The 23,995-nt window shown below is 36.8% G+C and carries 23 protein-coding genes and 1 riboswitch; of the genes, 4 read left to right on the top strand and 19 right to left on the bottom strand.

From position 1 onward, the window contains the following. Positions 1-67: 67 nt before the first annotated feature. The 11 genes from K5Q13_RS03255 to K5Q13_RS03305 all read right to left on the bottom strand — a co-directional run bounded on the left by K5Q13_RS03255 (position 68) and on the right by K5Q13_RS03305 (position 8,934). Positions 68-655 carry an ECF transporter S component gene (locus K5Q13_RS03255; RefSeq protein WP_220739865.1) on the bottom strand — a complete coding sequence of 196 codons (588 nt, stop codon included), beginning with the start codon at positions 653-655 and terminating at the stop codon, positions 68-70. A 65-nt stretch (positions 656-720) separates the two neighbouring features. Continuing rightward, positions 721-856, bottom strand: a riboswitch (FMN riboswitch). A gap of 51 nt (positions 857-907) precedes the next feature. Continuing rightward, the gene (locus K5Q13_RS03260) at positions 908-1,657 is read right to left on the bottom strand and encodes a pseudouridine synthase (RefSeq protein ID WP_220739867.1); all 750 of its coding nucleotides are present in this window, start codon (positions 1,655-1,657) and stop codon (positions 908-910) included. Next, positions 1,650-2,252 (bottom strand): SMC-Scp complex subunit ScpB, encoded by a 603-nt coding sequence (gene scpB, locus K5Q13_RS03265; RefSeq protein ID WP_220739869.1) that lies wholly within the window; start codon positions 2,250-2,252, stop codon positions 1,650-1,652. Before scpB ends, K5Q13_RS03260 begins: the two co-directional genes overlap by 8 nt. Next, positions 2,245-3,021 (bottom strand): segregation and condensation protein A, encoded by a 777-nt coding sequence (locus tag K5Q13_RS03270; protein ID WP_220739871.1) that lies wholly within the window; start codon positions 3,019-3,021, stop codon positions 2,245-2,247. The genes scpB and K5Q13_RS03270 overlap by 8 nt, the downstream gene beginning before the upstream one ends. Beyond that, positions 2,988-3,356, bottom strand: a complete 369-nt coding sequence (locus K5Q13_RS03275; protein WP_220739874.1) for a riboflavin biosynthesis protein RibT — start codon at positions 3,354-3,356, stop codon at positions 2,988-2,990. Before K5Q13_RS03275 ends, K5Q13_RS03270 begins: the two co-directional genes overlap by 34 nt. Positions 3,357-3,400: 44 nt before the next feature. After that, positions 3,401-4,297, bottom strand: a complete 897-nt coding sequence (gene xerD, locus K5Q13_RS03280; RefSeq protein WP_220739876.1) for a site-specific tyrosine recombinase XerD — start codon at positions 4,295-4,297, stop codon at positions 3,401-3,403. Next, on the bottom strand, positions 4,297-5,163 hold the full coding sequence (locus K5Q13_RS03285; protein WP_220739878.1) for a CvfB family protein: 867 nt from the start codon (positions 5,161-5,163) through the stop codon (positions 4,297-4,299). The genes xerD and K5Q13_RS03285 overlap by 1 nt, the downstream gene beginning before the upstream one ends. 97 nt (positions 5,164-5,260) lie before the next feature. Continuing rightward, positions 5,261-5,704 carry a GatB/YqeY domain-containing protein gene (locus K5Q13_RS03290; RefSeq protein WP_220739880.1) on the bottom strand — a complete coding sequence of 148 codons (444 nt, stop codon included), beginning with the start codon at positions 5,702-5,704 and terminating at the stop codon, positions 5,261-5,263. Positions 5,705-5,785: 81 nt separating this feature from the next. Continuing rightward, positions 5,786-5,971 (bottom strand): 30S ribosomal protein S21, encoded by a 186-nt coding sequence (gene rpsU, locus K5Q13_RS03295; protein WP_004899901.1) that lies wholly within the window; start codon positions 5,969-5,971, stop codon positions 5,786-5,788. A 153-nt stretch (positions 5,972-6,124) separates the two neighbouring features. Next, positions 6,125-7,621, bottom strand: coding sequence for a carboxypeptidase M32 (locus K5Q13_RS03300; RefSeq protein ID WP_220739882.1), 1,497 nt, complete (start codon positions 7,619-7,621; stop codon positions 6,125-6,127). A gap of 47 nt (positions 7,622-7,668) precedes the next feature. Beyond that, a complete protein-coding gene (locus K5Q13_RS03305) occupies positions 7,669-8,934 on the bottom strand; it encodes an MFS transporter (RefSeq protein ID WP_220739884.1) in 1,266 nt (421 codons plus the stop codon). 144 nt (positions 8,935-9,078) lie between these two features. Here K5Q13_RS03305 and K5Q13_RS03310 point away from each other — a divergent pair, with 144 nt between their 5' ends. Beyond that, positions 9,079-10,626, top strand: a complete 1,548-nt coding sequence (locus K5Q13_RS03310; protein WP_220739886.1) for a PucR family transcriptional regulator — start codon at positions 9,079-9,081, stop codon at positions 10,624-10,626. 124 nt (positions 10,627-10,750) lie between these two features. Next, positions 10,751-12,148, top strand: coding sequence for an amino acid permease (locus K5Q13_RS03315; protein ID WP_220739888.1), 1,398 nt, complete (start codon positions 10,751-10,753; stop codon positions 12,146-12,148). Between the two features lie 107 nt (positions 12,149-12,255). Here K5Q13_RS03315 and K5Q13_RS03320 read toward each other — a convergent pair whose 3' ends face one another. The 6 genes from K5Q13_RS03320 to K5Q13_RS03345 form a co-directional block, all read right to left on the bottom strand. Continuing rightward, positions 12,256-13,122, bottom strand: a complete 867-nt coding sequence (locus K5Q13_RS03320) for a YitT family protein (protein WP_220739890.1) — start codon at positions 13,120-13,122, stop codon at positions 12,256-12,258. 76 nt (positions 13,123-13,198) lie between these two features. Beyond that, on the bottom strand, positions 13,199-14,968 hold the full coding sequence (gene aspS / locus K5Q13_RS03325; protein ID WP_220739892.1) for an aspartate--tRNA ligase: 1,770 nt from the start codon (positions 14,966-14,968) through the stop codon (positions 13,199-13,201). After that, positions 14,968-16,266: a histidine--tRNA ligase gene (hisS, locus tag K5Q13_RS03330; protein WP_220739894.1), complete on the bottom strand. Its 1,299-nt coding sequence runs from the start codon at positions 16,264-16,266 to the stop codon at positions 14,968-14,970. The genes aspS and hisS overlap by 1 nt, the downstream gene beginning before the upstream one ends. Before the next feature lie 352 nt (positions 16,267-16,618). Next, complete coding sequence (locus K5Q13_RS03335) at positions 16,619-18,301, bottom strand: glycoside hydrolase family 13 protein (protein WP_220739896.1); 1,683 nt, start codon at positions 18,299-18,301, stop codon at positions 16,619-16,621. A 16-nt stretch (positions 18,302-18,317) separates the two neighbouring features. After that, positions 18,318-19,673, bottom strand: coding sequence for an SLC45 family MFS transporter (locus tag K5Q13_RS03340; RefSeq protein WP_220739898.1), 1,356 nt, complete (start codon positions 19,671-19,673; stop codon positions 18,318-18,320). A gap of 82 nt (positions 19,674-19,755) precedes the next feature. Next, a complete protein-coding gene (locus K5Q13_RS03345) occupies positions 19,756-21,426 on the bottom strand; it encodes a glycoside hydrolase family 13 protein (RefSeq protein WP_220739900.1) in 1,671 nt (556 codons plus the stop codon). Positions 21,427-21,541: 115 nt separating this feature from the next. Here K5Q13_RS03345 and K5Q13_RS03350 point away from each other — a divergent pair, with 115 nt between their 5' ends. Next, positions 21,542-22,540 (top strand): LacI family DNA-binding transcriptional regulator, encoded by a 999-nt coding sequence (locus K5Q13_RS03350; protein ID WP_220739902.1) that lies wholly within the window; start codon positions 21,542-21,544, stop codon positions 22,538-22,540. Between the two features lie 89 nt (positions 22,541-22,629). Beyond that, on the top strand, positions 22,630-22,776 hold the full coding sequence (locus tag K5Q13_RS03355) for a hypothetical protein (protein WP_220739904.1): 147 nt from the start codon (positions 22,630-22,632) through the stop codon (positions 22,774-22,776). 23 nt (positions 22,777-22,799) lie between these two features. Here the strand turns inward: K5Q13_RS03355 and K5Q13_RS03360 are convergent, their stop codons facing one another. Continuing rightward, positions 22,800-23,267, bottom strand: a complete 468-nt coding sequence (locus K5Q13_RS03360) for a hypothetical protein (protein ID WP_220739906.1) — start codon at positions 23,265-23,267, stop codon at positions 22,800-22,802. Between the two features lie 16 nt (positions 23,268-23,283). Beyond that, positions 23,284-23,995: glucosaminidase domain-containing protein (locus K5Q13_RS03365; RefSeq protein WP_220739908.1), on the bottom strand; the 712-nt coding region annotated here is incomplete at its 5' end.

Here is a 23,995-nt window from a genome sequence, read left to right on the forward strand (position 1 = left end):
ACCTCCATTAATATATATTCACTTAAAATTTTACCACACAGTGACATCAAGTGTTCATAATGTTTGATTAAGATGTCAATTTATTTTGTAGTGGCTTTAACATTGATAACACAATAAGGCTAATACCACCCCAAACGATACCTTGTATGAGATTAAATGGTAAAACCATGGCAATAAAATATCGACCCAAACCGATAATATTTGCAATATCAAAATGTGCAAATTTAGCATATAATGGCACCGCAATAAACCAATTCATTAAAATGGCAGCACCTGTCATTCCAATTGTTGCCACGCTAACTGCCAACAAACTTCTGCCAATATTTTTAGTTGTGAAATACGGCATAATCCAAAACAAAATCAAAGAAAAAACAATCACAGCTATTAAATTAACAGGCAATCCCAGGTAAGTATTAATACCCTCATTTGCTAATATTAATTTGAGTATTGTTCGTAAAACAACTGTCCACATCGCAGCAGAAACGCTAATCCAATAGCCAGCAAGGATCACCGGAATAATTGAAAAATCCAAATTCAAAAAACTAGCTCCTGGAATAATTGGTACTTGTGGAAATAACATTAAACCAAACGATATCGCGCTCAATATCGCAACTAGGGTTAATGTTTGTGTGCGCGTTACTTTAGAAATAGACATATTTGGCCTCAAAAAAACTGCGCAATTTGTCAGGGTATCACAAAAAGGCAGTCTTAACTTTCTTTTTTTAACTTCTTTATACCCGACTTTACGGTCGGCTCCGGATTTTGACCAGATCAACTGCTTTCGCAGGTCGCGGGCTTACCATATCATGTATGTCTCACCGCCGGTTGGGAATTACACCCGACCCTGAAGTATATTCAATTGTACTTGAATCTCATCTTACCAAAAATAGAAATTAAAAACAACTACTTATTTTCTACGATAATTTTTGTAGTCTTCAGCTTTCAATCGCTTAATCTCGGCACCAGTTAACTTACGATACTCTCCAGATTGCAGACCCACTAAATCAAAAAAAGCATACTGCTCTCGTGTCAGTTTAACCACGGGTAACTTAACTTTTTGTAACATATCTTTCACTTGATGATTACGACCCTCATGAATAATCACACGAACCATACTTGTTTTCTTGTCTTTATCAACTCGTTCAACTGTCACACGAGCAGGTGCAGTTTTACGCCCCTTAATAACAACACCATGTTTCAATGGTGCTAACTTTTCATCGGTTGCAATGCCTTCAACCTTTGCAGCATAAACTTTATCCACTCGTGACTTAGGATGCATTAACTGATTAGCAATGATGCCGTCATTAGTCAATAAAAGCACACCTGTCGTATCATAATCCAAACGGCCAACCGGATAAACGCGTTGACTGACATCACTTAAAATATCAATTACAGTCTTACGACCCTTATCATCATTACTTGTTGTCAGGACGCCACGTGGTTTATTTAATAAATAATAAACCAGTTTTTCGCGTCCTTCAATAGGTGCACCATCTACTTCAACAGTGTCACTTGGTTCAACTTTCATGCCCAGTTCGGTAACAAGTTGACCATTAACTTGAACACGGCCCTTACTAATTAATTCTTCGGCACCACGCCTTGAGGCTAACCCCGCTTGCGCAATAACTTTTTGTAAACGTGTTGCTTCTTCAGACATGCTCGTTCTCTTCTTCCGTTTCTAAAGCGCGTGATTCAAACGCACTTGTGAATAGTTCTCCACCCTCATCCTCAATCTCTAATGTATCAAAATCCGGTAGTGGTGGTAACTCTGATAATTGTTTTAAGCCAAAATAATCTAAAAATTCAGCTGTTGTACCGTATGTGATAGGTCGACCTGGTTCATCTTTTCGACCTTTTGACACAATTAATTGACGCATAATTAATTTTTGTAATGTACCCGACGACTTTACACCACGAATTTCATCTATTTCAACTCTTGTAACTGGCTGCTTGTAAGCAACTATCACAAGTGTTTCAAGTTGTGCTTGTGACAAGGTTGCACTAGTCGATGCGTCAAAGTAACCTTTTACTATTACGCCCAGTTCAGATTTTGTTACCAAACGATAGACACCATCTAACTCACGAATTTCTAAAGCACGTGATAAATCAGTATTATACTTTGCGGATAATTCATCAATTAATGCAATCACTGCTATCTTATCAAAACGAGTTATACTGGAAATATCCTCAGTGGTGATACCTTCATCCCCTGCCACAAACAACAAGGCTTCTACTTGAGCTAAATTATTCATTTTCGTCCAACTTTTTAATTTTTAAAAATATTTCTGATTGTGTATTGTTTTGATGTAATGTTACTTTATCTTCTTTAGCCATTTCAAGCAATGCTAGAAAAGTCATGACCAATGATTCACGACCATAAACATTATCAAAAAGCGATTCAAACGTTATCATATCGCCTACATTTTGGATACGAAATCGCGCGTTAATATGATTAATCGCCGTTGCCATCGTATACTTCTCACGATTCACATGTCGAATAATAGCGCGTTCCTTATTCTTTTTATTTAATAGATTTGCAAATGCCATTTGCAAATCTATTAATCCAAGACCTGGAACAAGCTTTGTTTCTAATTTAAAATCATCTGGTACAAGCATCGGTAGTCGTGCAAAAGATTGTTGATTATGGTTCTCACGTTCACGTAACTTGTCACTTGCGATTTGAAACTGTTTATAAGTTAACAGTTGATTCATGAGCTCTTCTCGTGTATCAAAATACGTTTCTTCCGTGAAATCTTCTTCAAATATTTCTTGTGGTAACAATTCAGATGATTTGATTTGCACTAACGTTGCCGCCATAACCAGATAATCACTTGCGACATCTAATTGCATATCCTGCTGTGCTTGAATAAAATCTAAATATTGTTCTGTGATAGTTGCAATGGGCAAGTCAAAAATATCCACTTCTGATTTTTTGATTAAGTGCAATAATAGATCCAACGGGCCTTCAAATTCGCTTATTTTAATTGTTAAACTGTTGGTTCCGATGTTGCTTTTCTCCATTTATTAATCAATTTTTGATTATCTAGTGTTCCCATAATAAACGCTGTTTGGTTTTGCATCTGGAACTCAGATAATATCGAAAAATAGTTAGTAACCGTCCGTGATTCAGGCGTTAGGGCAACATGTCGTATGAGCGCAATATCTTGAGATAAGAACTCAACGCCTAAAACACCCTGTACGCGGCTATCACTTTGCCAAATATAGAGGCGCCTTGTATCGCGATCATTGTACCAAGCAATTTCTGCATTTAAATGAGATAATTCTCGCAATCCTGGTAACAGCGATAAAATACCCATAACTGTTTTTTGATTGTCATTTCTAGCTTGTGTTAACATTATTTCTCCTAAACACTTTTTGTTGCGGAGTTAGATACCATAGCTTATGCTCTAGGGTGGAAATTGTCATACACTTCGCTTAATCTTTTCTTTGAAATATGTGTGTATATTTGTGTCGTTGAAATATCTGCATGTCCTAAAAGTTCTTGGACAATTCGCAAATCAGCACCATTTTCAAGAATATGTGTCGCAAAAGAATGTCTTAGTGTATGTGGCGAAACATCTTTATTGATGCCAGCTGCTAGGACTAATTTTTTTATAATTTTCCAAACACCTTGGCGGCTCAGTTGGTCACCACGATCATTTAAAAAAACAAACTGAGACTCTTTTTCTTTTAATAAGGCCAATCGGCTACTAGAAAAATATTTTTCTAACCATTCCGCAGCAACTTCTCCAATTGGTATAATACGTTCCTTATCACCTTTTCCAATTGTTTGAATTAAACCAAGTTGTAAATGTAGATCACTCATCTTTAAATTGACCAGTTCACTGACACGTAAGCCCGTGGCATAAAGCACTTCAATTAACGTACGATTACGGACGCCCAGTGGTGTTTGTTCCGTTGGCACATTCAACAATGCGTCAATTTCTTCTACACTAAGTATTGATGGCAAATGTTCCGCTTTCTTAGGTGGCTTCACATCGAGCATTGGGTTATGTAAAACAATCTTTTCTTGAAATAGATAACCAAAGAATTTTCTCAGAGATGTCACCATACGAATAACAGAATTATTTGATTTACCAAGTTCGTTTAACTGACCTAACCACGACAAAATAACAACATGATCAATTTGATTAAGGCGCAGTTGTTGTGTCGTTACATAAGCGCCAAATTGTTGCAAATCCTGATGATAACTTTTAATTGTATTATTTGATAAACCACGTTCTATTCGAATATAATGTAAATAATCTGCGATTGCGTTATCTATTTCTTGTGTCATTATTTCTCGATCAGCTTGATACCATCATCTGTTTGTTCAATAATACGAGCCTTGTATAGATGTCCAAGTGCGCGTTTGAACTGGCTTTTACTAAAACCAAATTGTCGCTTAATAGCTTCAGGGTTACTTTTATCATTGAATGGCAAAAAATGATCCGCACGGCGCTGTAATTGTAACAGCAAAAACTGGGCATCTTCATCCATTGTCTTGTACGCCAAAGGTTTCAGAGAAAGGTTCAATGCACCATCTTCTCGTACCCCAATAACACGTGCATCAACAACCTGACCTAAACGTGGTTCGTCATCACGTTGTGAAGGGTGAATAAAACCAAGATAATATTCATCAGTTATCACCAATGTTCCTGCTATTTTATTACGATAAACAGTTGCTTTAACCGTTTTTGATTTTAATTCCTGTGGTGCGCGACGTGATACAGCATCAATAATCTGCTGTTGTGCAATTTCTCCCCATAGTCGACCTTTATTATCTTCTTTCATGGCTAACATTAATTTATCACCTTTTTGTGGCCACAAAGTTGAGATAGTTGGTAAATCATCTAGAGAAACGACCAAATCCTTATTTGGTAATCCGATAGCTACAAACACACCAAGATCATGTCGATTAGCTACAACTGTTCCCCAGCCGTAGACATCTTGTTGTACACTTGGTATTTGCTTAGTAATTTGAAATTTATGATTTTCATTTTCGTATGCAAAACCTGTCACCAAACCACCAACTTTTAATGGTTTTTCAAGTTCAGATTTGTCAATTTCATAAGTATTACCATCGACCTGTGCGAAAAAATACTTGTCATTTTCATCTGTTACATTTGCTTTAATTATCGTTCCAACTGCTGGATTTGTCATTATTTTTTCCTCTGACACGCAACTTCACGTGTTTTCTTTAATATCTAAGTGTAACATGAATTAGTTAACATAATCCAGAAATTCGACATTGCGTACTTTAACCCAAAGCTGATTTTACGAGATTAGCAACTAGTTTGCCATCTGCTTTTCCTTTTACTTGCGGTGTCACAACGCCCATTACTTTTCCCATGTCTTTTAATGTTGACGCACCTGTTTTGGCAACTGCTGCATCAACAATTGCTTTAACCTCATCCTCAGTGAGTTGTTTTGGCAAATACTTAGCCAAAATAACAAGTTCCGAACGTATCCCGTCTGCTAAATCTTCACGATTGCCCTTTTCAAATTCTGATAACGATTCATTACGTTGCTTAACTTCACGAGACAAAACTGTTAGTTCCTCTTCTGAACTTAGATCATGCCCCAAGTTAATTTGTTCGTTCATAACAGTAGACTTTACCATCCGAATAACAGACAAAGCCGCCTTGTTTTTATCTTTCATAGCTTGCTTCATATCAGCGTTTAGTGTTTCTAATAATGACATTTTTATTCTTCTTTCTTTTTATATGTTCTCATTCATTTTACCACAAAAGAAAAACGCCACCAAAGTGACGTTTAGAACCGATTAACGGCCCTTCTTTTTGTTACGCTTTTGTGCTGCTTCAGACTTCAATTTACGAGCAACTGAAGGCTTAACATAGAATTCGCGCTTACGGTATTCTTGGAGAGTACCGTCCTTTGAAACACCGCGCTTAAAGCGACGCAATGCATCATCCAAAGACTCGTTCTTACGTACGATGACCTTTGCCATGTGATAACCCTCCTTTCTCGCATTTTATTTCGTTTTAACGACATGCTGTAAATACTTATTAAGTCTATCAGAAATCAGACTTAGTGTCAATGTTTATTTGCCTGTAAGTCTCACCTTAAGCCCTGCTTTACACCAGAAAATGAGTTATAAAAACTACAATTGATAGGCCTCTTCGTATATCTTAGTAATATAGTCCAACCAGTATTGCGGATTAAGTGATTCACCTGTCGTATCCTCTAGAATTTTGTTAGGATCAACCGCACCACCATGACGCCAAATATGTGCTTTACGCCAATCAAAGATAGCTGAATAATCTCCTGATTTAAATATCGTTTCAAAATCCAACGTTTTTGCCATTGTGCCTCTAAATTGTGCTGCGTAAAGATGACCTAGTGCGTAACTTGGAAAATAACCAAACGAACCGCCAGCCCAATGGATGTCTTGCAAAATACCAGTGACATCATCTGATACATCTATTCCTAAGTATTCTTTATACTTAGCGCGCCAAAGTTCTGGTAATTCAGAGATAGCGATATCATCATTGAAAATTGCTTTCTCAATTTCATAGCGAATAATAATATGCAGTGGATAAGTTAAAGGATCTGCTTCTGTACGTATTAGTGTCGCCTCTGTTCTTATCCAAGATTTATAAAATGTATCAAATGCAATATCATCTAGAACAGGCGAGACCACCGACTGTAGTTTTGAATATTCCACTGACCAAAATTCTTTTGACCGACCAATAATAACCTCATTGAATAAAGATTGAGATTCATGAATACTCATACTAATTGGTAATACTGACCTAACATCATCATAGATTGGGTCAACATTTTGTTCAAACAATCCATGCCCTGCTTCATGAAAAATACCCAAGACTGCCATTTGAAAATTATGAGTATCCCAGCGTGTTGTGATACGAGCATCATCTCTATTTAGTGCTTCCATAAATGGATGAATCGTATCATCTAATCGTCCTTTACTCAAATTATAACCCAAGCGTTGGACAGCATCCAATGCATATTGTTTTTGTTGTGCTTTCGGAATTTCACGAAATAAGAATGCATTATCATTTTCTGTTCCTTTAGCAGATATGCGTGCTCTTAGCGTTGTTATACCATCCTTGAGTTGGTCAAATACTGCATCCAGTTTTTCGACAGTCAATCCTGGTTCATACTGATTAAGTAAAACATCATAAGGTGTTTTTTCATTTTTTTGCCACAATGGTATAAATTGTTTTAAATAGATAATGATTTTTTCAAGATAAGGCGCAAAGACTTTATAATCTCGCGCTTCCCGTGCTTGTGACCAATAATCTTGTGCTTCAGAAAGCGTCTTGTTAAAATCAATAAAATCTTTTTCCGGGATATTACCTATGTTATCGAAATCTTTACGTGCTTTTTCTAACACAACTTTTCCTAAATCATCTAATGAACTATCATCAGACTCTAAATCGTTTAAAATACGTTGCCGCTCTTTGCCAGTGGCCACTTGAAATAATTTTTCCGCTAAGTATGCGTCCATGTCTGCACGAAAGTGCCCAGCATCTTTAGGCATACCAGTCAAAGCATCCCAGCCTGACAAAGCGGCAAGCTGTGACAAAAGTGTCTGCTCTTTAATTGATGACCATAGGTTTTGTTGTCCTGTCATGACATTCTCCTAATAAATTAAATTTTAAATTATAAATATTTTATCATTTATTCATCTAATTTTGAAGTATGTTTTGTGTCTGTCATTCGCCAATATACAATCAAACTAATCGCAATAACAATTGTGACATAGACAAAAAACCAGTTTTCATGTTGTATTTTTTTCAAATATAATGCCAGATATTCAACCGTACCACCAAATATAGCAACCGTCAGACCATAAGGTAGCCCAACACCCAACGCTCTTATTTCCGTTGGAAACATTTCTGCCTTAACCACAGCATTAATTGAGGTATAACCAGTGACAATAATTAAACCAGCCATCATAAGCAAAAAAGCAACCCAACCACTTTTTGTATGAGAGAGTAAAGTTAAGATTGGAATTGTTAACACTGTACCCAATATACCAAACCAAAATAGTAGCGGTTTGCGTCCAATTTTATCAGAAAGTGCGCCAGCAAATGGTTGTAGCAACATGAATATAAATAATGCCGCAAAATTAATCCATGTTACCTCTTGCTTTGGTAATCCAACTGAATTAATCATGAACTTTTGTAAATAAGTTGTGTAGGTGTAAAAGGCTATTGTGCCACCCAATGTCAAGCCAATAACTGTCAGAACAGCCTTAGGATAGTGTAACAATTCACGCAAACTACCTTTAGCCTTTTTATTTTGTGTGCTAAATTGATCAGATTCTTCCATACTAAGCCGTAGTATTAACACAACTAATGCGCCAAGTGCACCAATCACAAAAGGAATACGCCAGCCCCAAGCAGTTAAAGTAGTTTCAGTCATCGTCATCTGTAAAATAATTTGAACACCTAAAGCAATCAGTTGACCACTAATTAGAGTAACATACTGAAATGAGGCGTAAAAACCACGATGCCCGGCGCTTGCCATTTCTGATAAATAAGTCGCAGACGTACCATACTCGCCACCCAAAGATAGTCCCTGAAAAAGGCGTGCCAAAACTAATATAGTCGGTGCTACGATGCCAATTTTTGCGTAGCTTGGTGTTAATGCAATGACAAGTGATCCAGCAGCCATAATTAATACTGAAAGCGTCAAGGCCGCACGCCGACCATGTTGATCAGCATATTTACCCAATATCAAGCTACCTAAAGGACGCATCAAGAAACCAATAGCAAATACTGCAGCAGTACTGAGTAATTCAGCCGTCTTATCGTGTGCTGGAAAAAAGGATGGTGCAAAATAAACAGAAAACGAGGCATACACATACCAATCAAACCACTCAATCAAGTTTCCCAATGACCCCTTTAAGACATTACTAATAATTTTCTTTTCTGATCGCATAGCAACCCTCCTAATGATGTTATGTCGTAATTTAACATGATATGAAATAAACGTCTTTATACGTAATGCACAATTTTAAGAAATCGCTTGTGCAAATTAAACAGTTGCGGTAAAATATTAGGAAAATCATGAGGAAGTATCTTAATGAAACTTAATGAAGTATTACAACATCCTTCCCTTAAAACAATTCAAGTAGCTGCTGGTAGCCGTGGCTTGAATCGTAATGTGTCTCAGATTGGTATGATTGATGCACCAGATATTATTGACTTTCTTTTTGATGGTCAACTACTTGTCACCTCAGGCTATCATTTTACAAAAAATCCCCATTTATTATATGATCTTATTATTGCTATGAATAAGAAAAATGCCAGTGGCATCGCCATTAAATCCGGACGTTATGTTAGTGAATTGTCAGATGAAATTATCACTTTAGCAGATGAACTAAATGTGCCAATACTTTGGACACCGGCTGATGATTTTCTGTCTTTAACAGTTAAACGATTAACTGCCGTCATTTTAGAAACACAAAACACCGAACTACGTCAAATTATTGCTATTAACCAACAACTGTCAGATTTAAATGCACAAAACATTACCTATCAGCATTTGCTTGATCAAAGCGCTAAAGTACTAAAAACACCTTTGGCACTGTTAGATTCTCACTTTACAGCCATATATGCTAGTAGTGAGTGGGTCGCTCAGCGTGAGTTTTTGACCCATTTTTTACGACACGAATCAGGAATTGATTATCTGAACCTAAACACACCTACTCGAATTACGTTTAATCACCAAAAAATTGACATCTTATTAATTTTTTCAGCTCTAAATGAAAATAAGGCTTTTGCTGCATTTGTTGTCAATGAAGAAGAACCCTCAGATTTTCAAATGTTACGGCAGCAACAAGTTATCAACACATTAGGTTTAGCTAATTCCCGAACAGATTTATTAAATGAAACAGATTTTCGAAATCGCTCCGGATTTTTTTTAAATGTCATGCAAGGCGGGTTGAACGATAAAGCAATAGATAATTATTTACGTGATGAAAACATTGATAAGGACCGTCATTTTCAAGTTGCAATCATTGACTTTATAGAAAAAAATAAAATTATTGAATCGCATCAATTTGAAATTCGGCAACAACTCACCCGTTGGTTTATCGCAGAACATCATTTACCTGTTTTAACATTCTCACACAGCCAACAAATAGTACTACTCATTGATGAAGGTATTGATACAAAAGATTTTTTGCAGCAATTATTACAATTTTTAACTATCCAAAAAAAATTGCATTATCCACTCACGATAGGTTTTTCTAGAATTTTTGGCGCCATTCATAAACTAGACGAGTTATATGAACAAGCAAATAACGCATTAAAATTGACCACTCAGCAACACCCAATCATGCGATTTCGACCAAAAAACGCACAAGAGTTACTGAATTTATTGCCGAAACAAGAAAGTGATGTTTTTGTCAAAAAAATACTTGGTAATATTTTAAACAATGCCGAATTACTAGAAACTTTAAAAAGTTATATGTTTCTACATCAAAATGTTACCGCTGTAGCTGCTGCACTTTTTGTGCACCGTAATACAATTAATTACCGATTAAAACGAATTAGCGAGTTACTCGGTGTTGACTTAGAAATGCCCGATGTTTTAGTTGATATACAGCTCGCTCTCCTTTTAATATAATTTATGCATAATGCACAAAAATAAAATAATTTTTGTATGAATTAAATGAGTAAATACTAATGAAAATGATAATATAGTTTCAATAACTATTTACATAGCTATTTACAAATTGGGAGGTTCATTCATGATAGAATATACAGATTTAGCCATAAATGCAGATGGCACTAAGCGTGGTCTCAAAAAGAAACACGTTCAGATGATTGCAATCGGTGGCACCATAGGAACAGGATTATTCTTAGGTGCAGGAAATTCCATTGCTCGTACTGGACCTTCAATTTTAGTTGTTTATGCGGTTCTGGGAGCATTTTTCTTCCTCATGATGCGCGGTATTGGCGAAATGCTTTACGCAGATCCCTCACAACATACATTCGTTTCTTTTATTACTAAGTATGTTAGTCCTGGTGCTGGTTACTTCGCTGGTTGGTCATATTGGATTGGCCTAACATTTGTGGCAATGGCAGAATTAACAGCCGTTTCAACTTATGTTAAATTTTGGTTCCCACATTGGCAAACCTGGATTATACAAATTGGATTTTTAGCAGTATTGACATTAATCAATCTTGTTGCCGTTAAAGTTTTTGGTGAAACAGAATATTGGTTTGCCATGATAAAAATTATTGCCATTATTGCCATGATTATTACTGGATTGGTCCTCATCTTTACTGGCTTTCAGGCACCAGCTGCTGGTGGTCACACCATCGCTTCGTTTGGTAATATAACACATAACTTCTCAATGTTTCCTAATGGTGCAGGGATGTTCTTTGCAGCCTTTCCAATGGTATTTTTCGCTTTCCAAGGCATGGAATTCGTTGGTATTACAACAGCTGAAACACAAAATCCACGTGACGTTTTGCCACGTGCCATCAACACGATTATTATTCGTATTTTGATATTCTACCTAGGTGCAATGACAATCATAATGTCCATCATTAACTGGCGTGTTATTGCTAGAACGCCAGATCAAAGCCCCTTTGTTATGGTGTTTCAGTTGGCCGGTTTAAAGGCTGCTGCTGTGATCATCAATTTCGTTGTCTTGACATCTGCGGCCTCAGCATTAAACTCCGCAATCTACTCTGCCGGAAGACATTTCTATCAGTTAGCAGAAGAATCTAAATCAGCAGCAATGTCACCTTTTAGTAAAATTTCAAAACATGGTGTGCCTGCTAATGCGATACTTTTAACTGCAACTTTAGTATTGTTATCTCCAGTGATTAACGCTATTCCTCAAATTACATCAGCTTTTGGTTTCATCACCTCTATTTCTTCAAATATGTATATTATTGTGTACGCTATGACAATGTATGCTCATCGTAAGTTCCGTGAGTCTACTGATTTCTTACCAGATGGTTTTGTCATGCCAGGTTATAAATTTACAAGTCCGCTAACATTGTTATTCTTCGTCGCGATTTATCTGAGTTTGTTCTTCCAATCTGATTCTCGATTATCTGCTATTGGTGCTATTATATTTACAATTATTTTTGGCTACATCTCACATAGAAAATTTGCACGGAGCACAAATTAAGACAGCACAAATAAAATCCGATAACCAAGACAACTTAATCTGTCTTAATTATCGGATTTTTTAGTTATTAAACAAATCGCTACAAAGTAGTTTGTTCATATTACTTTTTATAATTCTGGTTCATAGAATCGACCAACCGTATGTTCTATTTTCCAAGTAGAGGAGAATGCATGTTCATCTACTGATTTCATCGCTTCCCTTAATTCAAAGCGTTCTTGTTGCGTAATAACGGTTAACAAAATTGATCGATTTTCGCCCGTATAACCACCACGTGCATCATTAATAATTGTGACACCTCGGCGCATATTGTCATATATACCACGCACCATTTCTTCCGGCTTCGTTGTAATGATCATAACTTGCATTTGCTGCTGACGCGTATAAAATGCATCAATCATGCGCGAGCTGACAATAACACCGACGATAGAATACAAAGCATATTTCCAACCATAAGTTAATCCTGCACCAATCATGATTAACGCGTTGAATCCAAGGTTAACAGGACCCATTTTTAGATCAAACTTTCTTTTTACTAGAAGACCAATGATATCTAGACCACCAGTCCCAACACCGTATCGCAATGCCGTACCAACAGCCATCCCATTTAATGCACCACCAAATAATGCATTAATTAATGGATCTGTTGTCAGTATACGGGTCGTGTCAAATAAGGGCATCAATGCAGCGCTTAGTAAGACAGCCAATGTTGTAAAAGTGGCGAACCGCCATGATAATTTCCACCATGCAATGACTAGCATTGGTAAATTAACAAGCGCTAAGGCCAAAGCAACCGGCACTTTACCACCAGATAATGTGGATACTAATTGTGCAAATCCCGTAAAACCAGATGAATAAATATGTCCTGGTCGCCAGAAGTAATTCATTGCAACAGCAACAATCACAGCATAGAATATTGCGCCACCGACTCGACCTGTGTAACGATGTTTCATAAAATTGTGAAAATATTTTTGCATGTTTTTGTACGCTTACGTACGTTCCCTTCAAATAACTGAGTATAATTATACGGTAAATAAGTTCATTATACTAAAATTATTTCGATTCTGTTGTAAATAATCCTAAATCATTCAACTGCTTACCATCAACACGTGTTGGCGCTTCAGTCATTGGTTCAGTGGCACGTGAGTTTTTAGGGAAAGCAATCACCTCACGAATATTTTCCTGACCAGCTAATAACATTGCCAATCGATCTAGACCAAGTGCAATTCCTCCCATTGGTGGGAAACCATATGCCATACCATCAAGTAAGAAACCAAAGGCCTCATGAGCAGATTCTGGTGTAAATCCTAACGCTTTGAGCATTTTTTCTTGAATTTCCATGCTGTGAATACGAATTGAACCAGATCCTAATTCATAACCATTCAAGACCAAGTCATAACTTTGAGCGTGTGCTTGATGAGGATCTTCACCCTCATTCAAATAATGAAGATCTTCTTCATTTGGCATAGTAAACGGATGGTGTGCTGCTATCCAGCGGTCAAAATCTTCAGAGTATTCAAACAATGGCCAATCAACAATCCAAGCAAAAGCCCATGGGTTTTCTTGATCAATTAACGCCAAGTCTTTAGCCGTTTGACGACGAAGATAATCTAAAGTAGCTGCAACAATATCTACACGACCAGCACCAAACAATAATAAATCACCAACTGCAGCACCTGATGACGCAATGAGTTCTTCACCTTCTGGGAAGAACTTTGCAATGGGACCTGTTAATCCATCGTCAGTAACCTTTAGCCATGCTAATCCTTTGGCACCGAATCGCTCGATGTATTGTGCCATTTTATCGATATCTTTACGCGAATAGTGATCAGCACCACCAGGAACGGCAATTGCTTTTACAACACCGCCCGCGTTAACGGCCTTTGAAAAGACGCCGAATTCAGAATTTTTTACAACTTCTGATAAGTCCTTTAACTCGTAAGCAATGCGTAAATCAGGCTTATCCGTACCAAAGCGATCCATTGATTCTTGCCACGTCAAAGTTGGAATCGTTGCCGTATCCAAATCAAAATCAACCACATCATGCATCATAGCTTTAACCCAGTTATTGACTAAACCACGAATTTCATCAGCAGACATAAACGATGTTTCCACATCCATTTGTGTAAACTCTGGTTGACGGTCACCACGTAGATCTTCATCACGAAAAGCGCGTGCAATCTGAAAATAGCGATCAAAGCCGGCACCCATCAATAGTTGTTTAAATAATTGTGGCGATTGTGGTAAGGCATAAAATGATCCAGGGAAAATTCGTGAAGGTACAAGATAATCACGTGCACCTTCAGGTGTTGATTTTGCTAAAATAGGCGTCTCAATATTAATGAAATCATTTTGATCCATGAAATGTATAGCGCTAGACATAATTTTCGAACGTACACGTAGATTTTTTTGCATCTCTGGACGACGCAAGTCTAGATATCGATACTGTAACTTGAGCTCTTCATTAGCATTTACACCATCTTCAATATAAAATGGCGGTGTTTTTGAGGTAGCTAAGATTTTTGCATCAGTGACATTTACTTCAACTGCACCAGATTGAATTTTATTATTAACTTGGTTGGGATCTCGACTGACAACTTGACCAGTGATTGCTATAACAAATTCATTACGCATTTCTTCTGCCACAGAAAGCGCAGCTTGATTAGTAACATTAAATGTTAACTGGACTATTCCCTCACGATCACGTAAATCAACAAAAATAAGATCACCAAAGTTACGTCTCTTTTGTACCCAACCAGATAACGTGACGGTTTGCCCAAGGTACTTTTCATCTATTAATCCTGCATAAGTTGTTCGTTTCATCACTTATCTCCCTTTGATTCAATCAGTGTTGGCAAATCAGTATACAAATCTGAAAGATTCACCGTTTGTTGTTGTCCTGTGTTCATATTCTTTAAACTAGCTACCTGATTAGCTAACTCTTCATCGCCAATTGTTACAACAAACTTACTGTGGTGGCGGTCAGCGCTCTTAAACTGTGCCTTAGCAGATCGTCCAAGGTAATCTCGTTCAGCAACGTATCCAAATGATCGAATAGCTTGAACAATTTGCATTGCGACAACATCAGTATCTTCTCCAATATTAACCACATAGAAATCTAATTGTTTTTCAGGAACTAATGTGAGATTTTGTGCCTTCAATAGGCTCAACAAACGTTCCATACCAATACCAAAGCCAATTCCTGGCGTCTCGGGCCCACCAAATTCTGATACCAAACCTGAATAACGTCCACCGCCAGCAATTGTCGCAGCACCTTTCAAGGTGTCATCAACTGTCATAATTTCAAATATTGTATCATTATAATAATCCAACCCACGAACCATTGTTGCATCAATTTCAAACTCAATATTTAAAGCACGTAATATGGCTTGAACTTGTGTCCAGTGTTTTGTCGAATTTTCTGATAAATAATCCAAAATAGATGGTGCATCAGCAACAAATACTTGATCTCGTGGATCCTTTGAGTCTAAAACGCGTAGTGGATTTTGTTCTAAACGAGTTTGCGAATCACTTGACAATTCATTTACATGTGGTTTTAAATAATCTATCAAAGCTTGACGATAAGCATCACGCGAGGATTGATCACCTAAGGTATTGATCACAACTTTTATTTTTTTTAGGCCCAGAGTTTTGAAAAAGTCGACAACCATAGCAATAATTTCGACATCTAAAGCTGGTGACATCGATCCAAATGCTTCCGCCCCAATTTGATGAAATTGACGAAAGCGACCAGCTTGTGGTCGTTCGTAACGAAACATCGGTCCAATATAGAAAGTCTTATATGGCTTATCAAATTCAGGTCCATACAATTTATTTTCCACATATGCTCGCACAATACCAGCTGTCCCTTCAGGGCGTAATGCAATATGTCGATCTCCCTTATCATGAAAATCATACATTTCTTTTGTGACAACATCAGATGTATCACCTGCAGATCGTGAAAAAACATCAAAATTTTCAAATATTGGTGTCCGCGTTTCACTAAAATTATAATCGCCAAACAACAGACGTGCCGTACTTTCAACATGCTGCCACAGTGCTGTTTGATCGGCTAATAAATCGGCTGTCCCTTTTGGTCGTTGAAATATTGGTTTTGCCATTTCTATTTAATCACCGAAATACTTTGCTCATGCAAGGAATTCGGTGCTTTCTCCTTCTTATTTTGACATTAAAACTGAAAAAGCGCCCTTAACGAATAATCGTTAAGGGCGCAATCGCACGGTACCACCTTAAATTCTGATGTAAAATACATCACTTAGATTGCTTATCGCGCAACCACGCACTGCCTTAAACAACAGCGACCTCCAAGGTGTCACAAATCACGTTGTCGTTTTGCTTACATCACCCGCAAAATTTCTAAGTATCCAAACAATGATCTTTCCAATTCATCAGCTTTAATATATGGTTTAATCATATATTTATATTGGTTTAAAGTCAAGTATATTCAATCAGTTACTTTGTAAAACGATATACCTTAGCTTCGTAGGGTCGTAAGTGAGTGCCTGTGTCGTCATCGTAATTACTAATCAAGATTTCGGCATTGTCAGGTACGTGGTAGTCACGTATGAGTACTTGATCAGTGAAGTTGTTGATAACAAGTAATTGTTCACGATTTCCAAGACGGCGATAAGTATATACTTGGTCATCATCAGGATCTAACAACTGATATTCTCCAGTTGTGATGATTGGTAACTCATGACGCAAACGAATTAATTTCTGATAGTAATAGAAAATTGAATTTGGATCTGCTAAAGCCTTTTTAGCGTTAATTGTGCCATAATTATCATTTAACTTAAGCCAAGGTGAACCTGTTGTAAAACCAGCATTTTGACTATCATCCCATTGCATTGGTGTACGTGCGTTATCTCGCCCTTTGGCATGTACATATTTCAGCATGGTTGCTTCATCAGTCAACTGATCCTTATCAATCAAATATTTAAAGGCATTTTTAATTTCAACGTCATCAAAATCTTCACGTTGCAAATTATAGGCATTTGTCATACCAATCTCTTCACCTTGATAAATATAAGGTGTCCCTTGCATAAAATGCAGTAAAGTGGCCACCATCTTAGCTGACACAACACGATATTCTGGCCGATCATCCCCATAACGACTAACAGCACGTGGCTGATCATGATTGTCCCAATAAAGTGAGTTCCATGCCTTGCCAGCCAAATCATTTTGCCATTTTGACATGTTTTCTTTCAACTTAATTAACGAGACTTTTTGATCATACCACTTTCCCAAGGCCGGATTAGGATTATTGTCCAATCCCATATGTTCAAACTGAAAGACCATATTTAATTCAGATGCATCAGTGTTAGCATATTTAATTGCATTATCAATGTCAACACCAGATGCTTCACCTACGGTCATCATATCAGCACGATTCAATACTTTTTGTCGCATTTCTTTTAAGTAATCATGCACATGTGGCCCATTGGCGACTGCTTTGTCAGAATTACCATACTCACCACCTTCAGGAACTTCACCATCTGGTAGACCATCAGGTTTTGAAATTAACGAAATAACATCCATTCTGAAACCATCAATGCCTTTGTCCACCCAAAAGTTCATCATATCAAAAACTGATTGTCTCACCTCGGGATTAACCCAATTCAAATCTGGTTGTTCTTCAACAAACAAATGTAGATAATACTGACCAGTTTTTTCATCAAATTTCCAAGCTGAACCAGAGAAGAATGAACCCCAATTATTTGGCTCACCATCATCAACAGGATCACGCCAAATGTAAAAATCGCGTTTGTCATTATTTTTTGAAGAACGACTTTCAATAAACCATTGGTGTTGATCAGACGTATGGTTGACAACTAAGTCCATCAAAATTTTAAGCCCTTTATCATGCGCCTTTTCTAATAAGCGATCAAAATCAGCCATACTGCCAAATTTGGCATTAATATCTTCATAATCGGAAATATCATAACCATTATCTTTATCAGGGGATGCATAAATTGGATTTAACCATATCACATCAGCCCCTAATTTTTTAATATAATCTAATCGTTGCTCAATACCCTTCAAATCACCGATCCCATCATTATTAGAATCTTGATAAGAACGTGGGTAAACTTGGTAAACAACTGCCTTTTGCCACCATTTAATATTTTCTGTCATTTTTGATTCTCCTTTTTTATTTAGAAGTGACTTGCACTTTTTCTTCCTTAACAATCCAAATTAAGCAACCACCGATTATTAAAGACACACCTGCAATGGCTAACATATGGGCCATTGACTTGCCAACTGCTGGGAAAATTGCAAAACTTGCAATTGATGCGATAATTTGAGGAATGCAGATAAAGCAGTTAAATAAACCAAGATACACACCGTCATGTTTACCGTCCAAAGCATTTGTCAAAATGGTAAATGGAATAGAAATCAATGCAATCCAACCAACACCAATTAATACGAAACCGATGAGAGAAGATAAATGTGTATGACCATATGCAACAATGATAAATCCTATACCACCGGCAATCAAGCTCAAAAAATATGCTCCCTTGCGTGTTTTATCATTTAATCGTTGAAACAAAATACCAACAACAATCGCCACCACTGAGTAAACTGCTTGTAAAATACCGAACCAATTACCTGCGGCTTGATAACCAGCTGATGCTGGATCAGACACATGCCAAATGTTTTCCGACAAAGCACCTGTTGAGTAAGTCCACATATATGGAATACCAAACCAAACAAAGAATTCCACCAGACCAAGGGTCCAAAAAACTTTAGGTGCGTGCTTCAAAATAGTTATCAAAGATTCGTGCGTTTTACCTTCGATTTCAAAGCCGTGATAATAAGCTAACGTTTCTGGATCGTACTCTTTAACATTCATAATTGTAAAAATTGTTGATAGCAATAAGATGGCAGCTGCGACATAAAACGAAATTTTAACTGAGTCTGGCACAACACCGCGAGCTGCCGTATTAGCAACACCAAACGACGTTAATACGAATGGGAAAACAAAAGCAATCACACCACCCAAGCTGCCCCAAATGTTTTGTAAACTCCATGCTCTATCTGTTTGCTTAGCATTTACCATATCTGGAATAATCATTTTAAACGGCTGCATTGATGCGTTTGCTGACAAATCCATAAAAAGCACAGTCACAGCACCAAACCAAAGCGCCGTCAAGGAGCCATAACCAAAACCAAATGAACCAGTGTTTGGTAATAATAATAACACGATTAGAGAAACGAAACAGCCACCAATCAAGTAGGGCATCCGTCTTCCTAGTTTGGGTAACCATGTTTTATCAGAAAATAATCCTATTAATGGTTGCGTGATCATACCAGCTAACGGCGGTAAAATGAAAAAAAATCCTAATTTCGTTGGATCAGTGCCTAATGTTTGAAATATTCTACCCATGTTACCGGTCTGTACAGAAAAAGCAACCTGTACGCCTGCGTACCCTACCGTCATTAAAAATAACTGCATATTGGTCAATATTGGTAACTGACCCTTTTTTTGAACTTTACTATCCAACATATATTCTCTCCTTCATCATGTACCATGATAAAAATCAATATTTTAAAAAAGTAAGCGTTTACATTTTAAAGCAACAAAATACTTAGAATTTATACACTTTGGCTTCATAGGGACGCAATGTGTCCCCTTCGTCATCATTATAATTACTGATAATGAGCTGCCCCTTATCATCTTGATTGTAGTGTCGTATTTGATTTTGACTCGTAAAATTACTAATAATAAGTAGTTGAGAATCTTTATTTACGCGCTTATATGCGTACACTTCATCATCTTCTAAGTCTAGTAGCTCATATTTTCCGGTTGTTATGATAGGCATTTTTTGTCTCAAGTTAATTAGCTTTTTATAAAAATAAAAAATCGACTGTTGATCGCGCAATGATGCGGAGACATTGACATTTGTGTAGTTTGGATTAATGGCTAACCATGGTTTTCCAGTTGTAAAACCAGCCTGATGGCTATTATTCCATTGCATTGGTGTACGTGTGTTATCTCGTGAAGAATGATAAACATAAGACATCATTTGATTGGCAGTTACACGTTTTTGTTTTAGAACTAAATCATCATAAGCATTTAATGTATCAATATCTTGGTAATCTGCAATATCAGACAGCTTAATATTGGTCATGCCAATTTCTTCACCTTGATAAATATATGGTGTACCTTGCATAAAGTGTAAAGTTAGTGCCAGCATTTTAGCTGATCTTACGCGGTATTGATCAGAATCATTACCAAAACGTGAAACAACTCTTGGACGATCATGATTATTCCAATACAAACTATTCCATGCTTTGCCATACAAGTCATTTTGCCATTTAGATAAAATACGTTTTAAATCAACAAGTTTAAATCGCTCATTACTCCATTTGCCAAGTCCCTCATGACTATTATCGATTTCAGTATGTTCAAACTGAAAAATCATTTGTAATTCATTTGTGTCAAAACCTGCGTACTTGACTGCATCAGCAGTTGATACGCCAGGTGTTTCGCCCACCGTGATAATATCATATTGTGATAGTACCAATTGATTCATTTCTTTCAAATAATCATGTACATTTGGACCATTTGCAATAAAGTTCATAGACGACCCATGATTAGCTAGTGTGACGTTGGCATCACTAGGAAAATCTGCTGGTTTAGATATCAAATTAATGACATCCATCCTGAAACCATCAACGCCTTGATCCAACCACCATTGCATTGTGTCATATATTTTTTGTCGTAAATTAGGATTATCCCAGTTCAAATCTGGTTGCTTTTTAGAAAATAAATGTAGATAATATTGTTTCGTTTTGTCATCAAATTCCCATGCAGATCCGCCAAAATCTGATAACCAGTTATTAGGCTCATGTCCATCAACTGGATCACGCCAAATATAGTAATCACGATATGGATTTTCTTTATTTTTACGACTTTCTATAAACCATTGATGTTCATCAGATGTATGATTAACCACGAGATCCATCATGATTTTTAATCCTAGATCATGAGCAACTGACAACATATTTTGAACATCATCCATGGTACCAAAATCTGGCGACACTTTAAGATAATCGCTAATATCATAACCATTATCATCGTTTGGTGATTGATATATCGGACTTAACCAAATAACTTGGATACCTAACGCTTTTAAATATGGTAAGCGTTCTATAATACCTGGTATGTCGCCTATGCCGTCACCATTACTATCCTGAAAACTTCTGGGATAGATTTGATAGACAACAGCACGTTGCCACCACTTAATATTTTCCATGAGCACCTTCTTTATTTTTAATAGATATAAAATCATTTTGCGTAAACGTTTACGCAACTATATTGTAAGCGTTTACATTGTAAATGTCAACACATTTTGAGTTATAATATGTCATATGGCTATTACAATTAAAGACATTGCAAATAAAGCTGGTTTATCGCCAGCATCAGTCTCCCGGATTTTAAATAATCATGGTCGTTTTAGTGCGGAAACTGCTAAAAAAGTTCACGAAATTGCGGAATCACTAGGTTATTTTAAGAATCAATCAGCTGCTGATTTGTCGCAAAAGCAAAGCCGTGTTGTTGGCGTTCTTGTGCCTGTAGCACATACTAACTTTGCGGACGAAATTATCAAAGGTATGCAACATACTGCTTATGAACTCAATTATGAATTATTGATTACTTTTATCGATACTGATGAAAAAAAACAGATTCAAACTGTTCAATCACTATTATCTCGGAAAGTTTTTGCTATTTTTATGCTTGCCATTGATGCTCCCACTGCATTATTTGAATTACTCAATCATGCCAATGTGCAATTAGTAAGTATCTCAAACCAACTCAACAATAAGATTCCTATTATTTCATCAAATAACGACTTGATGATGCATCAAATCGTTGACCATCTCTATCAAAAAGGTCATCGCAAAATAGCCTTGATTGGTTCTTCTGAACGTTACCCAATCGTGGCAAAAATACGTCGTAAAGGCTACATTGATGCTTTGGCCGCTAAGGGTATTACATACAATCCTGATTGGATTTGGGGATTTCAAAACACCTATCAAACAGGATTAGATGCCATCCAACATTTTGGGACACCACTACCTTTTACGGCAGCCATTGGCTCGGCAGATATTATCAGCGTTGGACTGCTCAATGCTGCTCAAGATGCTGGACTAGTTGTCCCAAATGACTTATCCATCGTATCTGTTGACGGTACGGAGTTAACACAGTTAACCCGTCCAATTCTTACAACAATCGAACAAGATTTTCAAATGATGGGACATCTTGCTTTATCATCACTTCATGAAAAAACGCTCACAGAAAATGCTATTATTTATACTGATACTAAAATAGTTCTTGGTGATTCCGTCCGAGATTTCAATAATTACTGAAACATGACTGTGGCATTATTTTGACTTGCCTAACCTTTCCCACTTAAAATAAGGTATACTATTAGAGACACAAAAAAGGATGGAAAAATATGGGTCGTTATCAAATTGATTTTAAACAAAAACAAGCAAACGCAAACTACAAGTCAGGTCAACAAACCAATATGACCAAGGCAGAAAAAGTTGCTGCGTTAAAAGCTAAATTTACACAAAAAAAAGCAAGTCATCTTTCAAAATAAGATGACTTGCTTTTTTAATTAGCTTAGAACCCTTGTGCTTTTAAATAATCCACTAGATCTTGATTTTGTTCATTCGCTTTAATAATGTAAGTATTTAGATCGCTATTTGAAAAATCACCATCATTCATGCCAGCATCACGTATTTTTTGACGTGCTTCGGAAACACTCATAATTTTGCTTGCAACACTAGATTGTTCACTAATACTACTTTCTTCTGCTTCATGCCCAGTTGAAGAAGATGTTTCTACCTCGTGATCTATTGTAGAAGAACTATCATTTGATTGCGATGACACTTCAGAAGACACATCACTACTGTTTGATTGTTGAGAATTATTACTCGTTATGTCAGATGACGAAGATTTATGAATAGCTTGTGAGCTTTTCTTATTTGTTTCAGTCTTCGATGTATCTTGAGTAAAATGACCATAAGCTATTAACGATCCAAAGATAATAATAATTACAACAACCAGGCTTATAATTTTTTTAATCATTAAGCTACCTTTCTATTCAGTCGAATACATTGAGTTGATATTTTTGAATCCTATTAACCATATTTATAACATAGTTTGGATCCGTTGCATATCCCGAATTTTGTAATTTTTGCAATGCAATCGTATATGATTGTGTATTTGATCGCAATGATGTCCCATAATTTTGACGTATTTTTAGCGCATAGTCATTTAGACTATCAGCCTGTGTTTTATATTTTCTGAAATTAGCATAAATATAATACGCTGAACCTTTTTTAACATGGATGGCTTTATTATTAAAATCAGTTACCACCATGTCACGCCCGGCAACTTCCTGTGTTTTTACCTTATAAATCTCGCCACGCCAATCAGAAGTTGCTTTAATGCCAAACAAATTATTTGCTCGTAGAGCTAGTTCACTCTGTCCCCATGCGCTTTCTGTAACCATTTGCGCCAAAAGCACTGAGACCCAAATGTGATTATTATTAGCTGTATTTATGGCATTAGGAATCAAACCATTTAACCATTTTTGTTGTACAGCGGAAGTACCGGTTAAATTGATTGTGGTGATTTGCTGAATACCTTTTTTATCAATCCAAAAGACTTTTCCGTTATTTAAGGTTATTTCGGCCCATGTCGCATTTTTTGTATCTGCTAATTTTGTTACTTTAACTTGTTGTTGGTTATAACTTGTTGCGCGTTCTTTGGCACTCATGCTACTTGCTGTGGTACGCCATGGCCCACCTGCA

This window comes from Leuconostoc miyukkimchii (genome assembly GCF_019656055.1).
In the GTDB taxonomy this organism is placed as follows: domain Bacteria; phylum Bacillota; class Bacilli; order Lactobacillales; family Lactobacillaceae; genus Leuconostoc; species Leuconostoc miyukkimchii.

What these genes read in the sequence shown, in the direction of transcription:
- K5Q13_RS03260 (WP_220739867.1), bottom strand. Translation starts at nt 1,657, where the DNA reads ATGTCTGAAGAAGCAACACGTTTACAAAAAGTTATTGCGCAAGCGGGG.
- aspS (WP_220739892.1), bottom strand. Translation starts at nt 14,968, where the DNA reads ATGAAACGAACAACTTATGCAGGATTAATAGATGAAAAGTACCTTGGG.
- K5Q13_RS03345 (WP_220739900.1), bottom strand. Translation starts at nt 21,426, where the DNA reads ATGGAAAATATTAAGTGGTGGCAACGTGCTGTTGTCTATCAAATCTAT.
- K5Q13_RS03350 (WP_220739902.1), top strand. Translation starts at nt 21,542, where the DNA reads ATGGCTATTACAATTAAAGACATTGCAAATAAAGCTGGTTTATCGCCA.
- K5Q13_RS03335 (WP_220739896.1), bottom strand. Translation starts at nt 18,301, where the DNA reads ATGACAGAAAATATTAAATGGTGGCAAAAGGCAGTTGTTTACCAAGTT.
- K5Q13_RS03305 (WP_220739884.1), bottom strand. Translation starts at nt 8,934, where the DNA reads ATGCGATCAGAAAAGAAAATTATTAGTAATGTCTTAAAGGGGTCATTG.
- K5Q13_RS03255 (WP_220739865.1), bottom strand. Translation starts at nt 655, where the DNA reads ATGTCTATTTCTAAAGTAACGCGCACACAAACATTAACCCTAGTTGCG.
- K5Q13_RS03360 (WP_220739906.1), bottom strand. Translation starts at nt 23,267, where the DNA reads ATGATTAAAAAAATTATAAGCCTGGTTGTTGTAATTATTATTATCTTT.
- K5Q13_RS03290 (WP_220739880.1), bottom strand. Translation starts at nt 5,704, where the DNA reads ATGTCATTATTAGAAACACTAAACGCTGATATGAAGCAAGCTATGAAA.
- K5Q13_RS03300 (WP_220739882.1), bottom strand. Translation starts at nt 7,621, where the DNA reads ATGACAGGACAACAAAACCTATGGTCATCAATTAAAGAGCAGACACTT.
- K5Q13_RS03285 (WP_220739878.1), bottom strand. Translation starts at nt 5,163, where the DNA reads ATGACAAATCCAGCAGTTGGAACGATAATTAAAGCAAATGTAACAGAT.
- K5Q13_RS03315 (WP_220739888.1), top strand. Translation starts at nt 10,751, where the DNA reads ATGATAGAATATACAGATTTAGCCATAAATGCAGATGGCACTAAGCGT.
- K5Q13_RS03275 (WP_220739874.1), bottom strand. Translation starts at nt 3,356, where the DNA reads ATGTTAACACAAGCTAGAAATGACAATCAAAAAACAGTTATGGGTATT.
- K5Q13_RS03320 (WP_220739890.1), bottom strand. Translation starts at nt 13,122, where the DNA reads ATGCAAAAATATTTTCACAATTTTATGAAACATCGTTACACAGGTCGA.
- K5Q13_RS03340 (WP_220739898.1), bottom strand. Translation starts at nt 19,673, where the DNA reads ATGTTGGATAGTAAAGTTCAAAAAAAGGGTCAGTTACCAATATTGACC.
- hisS (WP_220739894.1), bottom strand. Translation starts at nt 16,266, where the DNA reads ATGGCAAAACCAATATTTCAACGACCAAAAGGGACAGCCGATTTATTA.
- K5Q13_RS03310 (WP_220739886.1), top strand. Translation starts at nt 9,079, where the DNA reads ATGAAACTTAATGAAGTATTACAACATCCTTCCCTTAAAACAATTCAA.
- K5Q13_RS03355 (WP_220739904.1), top strand. Translation starts at nt 22,630, where the DNA reads ATGGGTCGTTATCAAATTGATTTTAAACAAAAACAAGCAAACGCAAAC.
- xerD (WP_220739876.1), bottom strand. Translation starts at nt 4,297, where the DNA reads ATGACACAAGAAATAGATAACGCAATCGCAGATTATTTACATTATATT.
- scpB (WP_220739869.1), bottom strand. Translation starts at nt 2,252, where the DNA reads ATGAATAATTTAGCTCAAGTAGAAGCCTTGTTGTTTGTGGCAGGGGAT.
- K5Q13_RS03270 (WP_220739871.1), bottom strand. Translation starts at nt 3,021, where the DNA reads ATGGAGAAAAGCAACATCGGAACCAACAGTTTAACAATTAAAATAAGC.
- rpsU (WP_004899901.1), bottom strand. Translation starts at nt 5,971, where the DNA reads ATGGCAAAGGTCATCGTACGTAAGAACGAGTCTTTGGATGATGCATTG.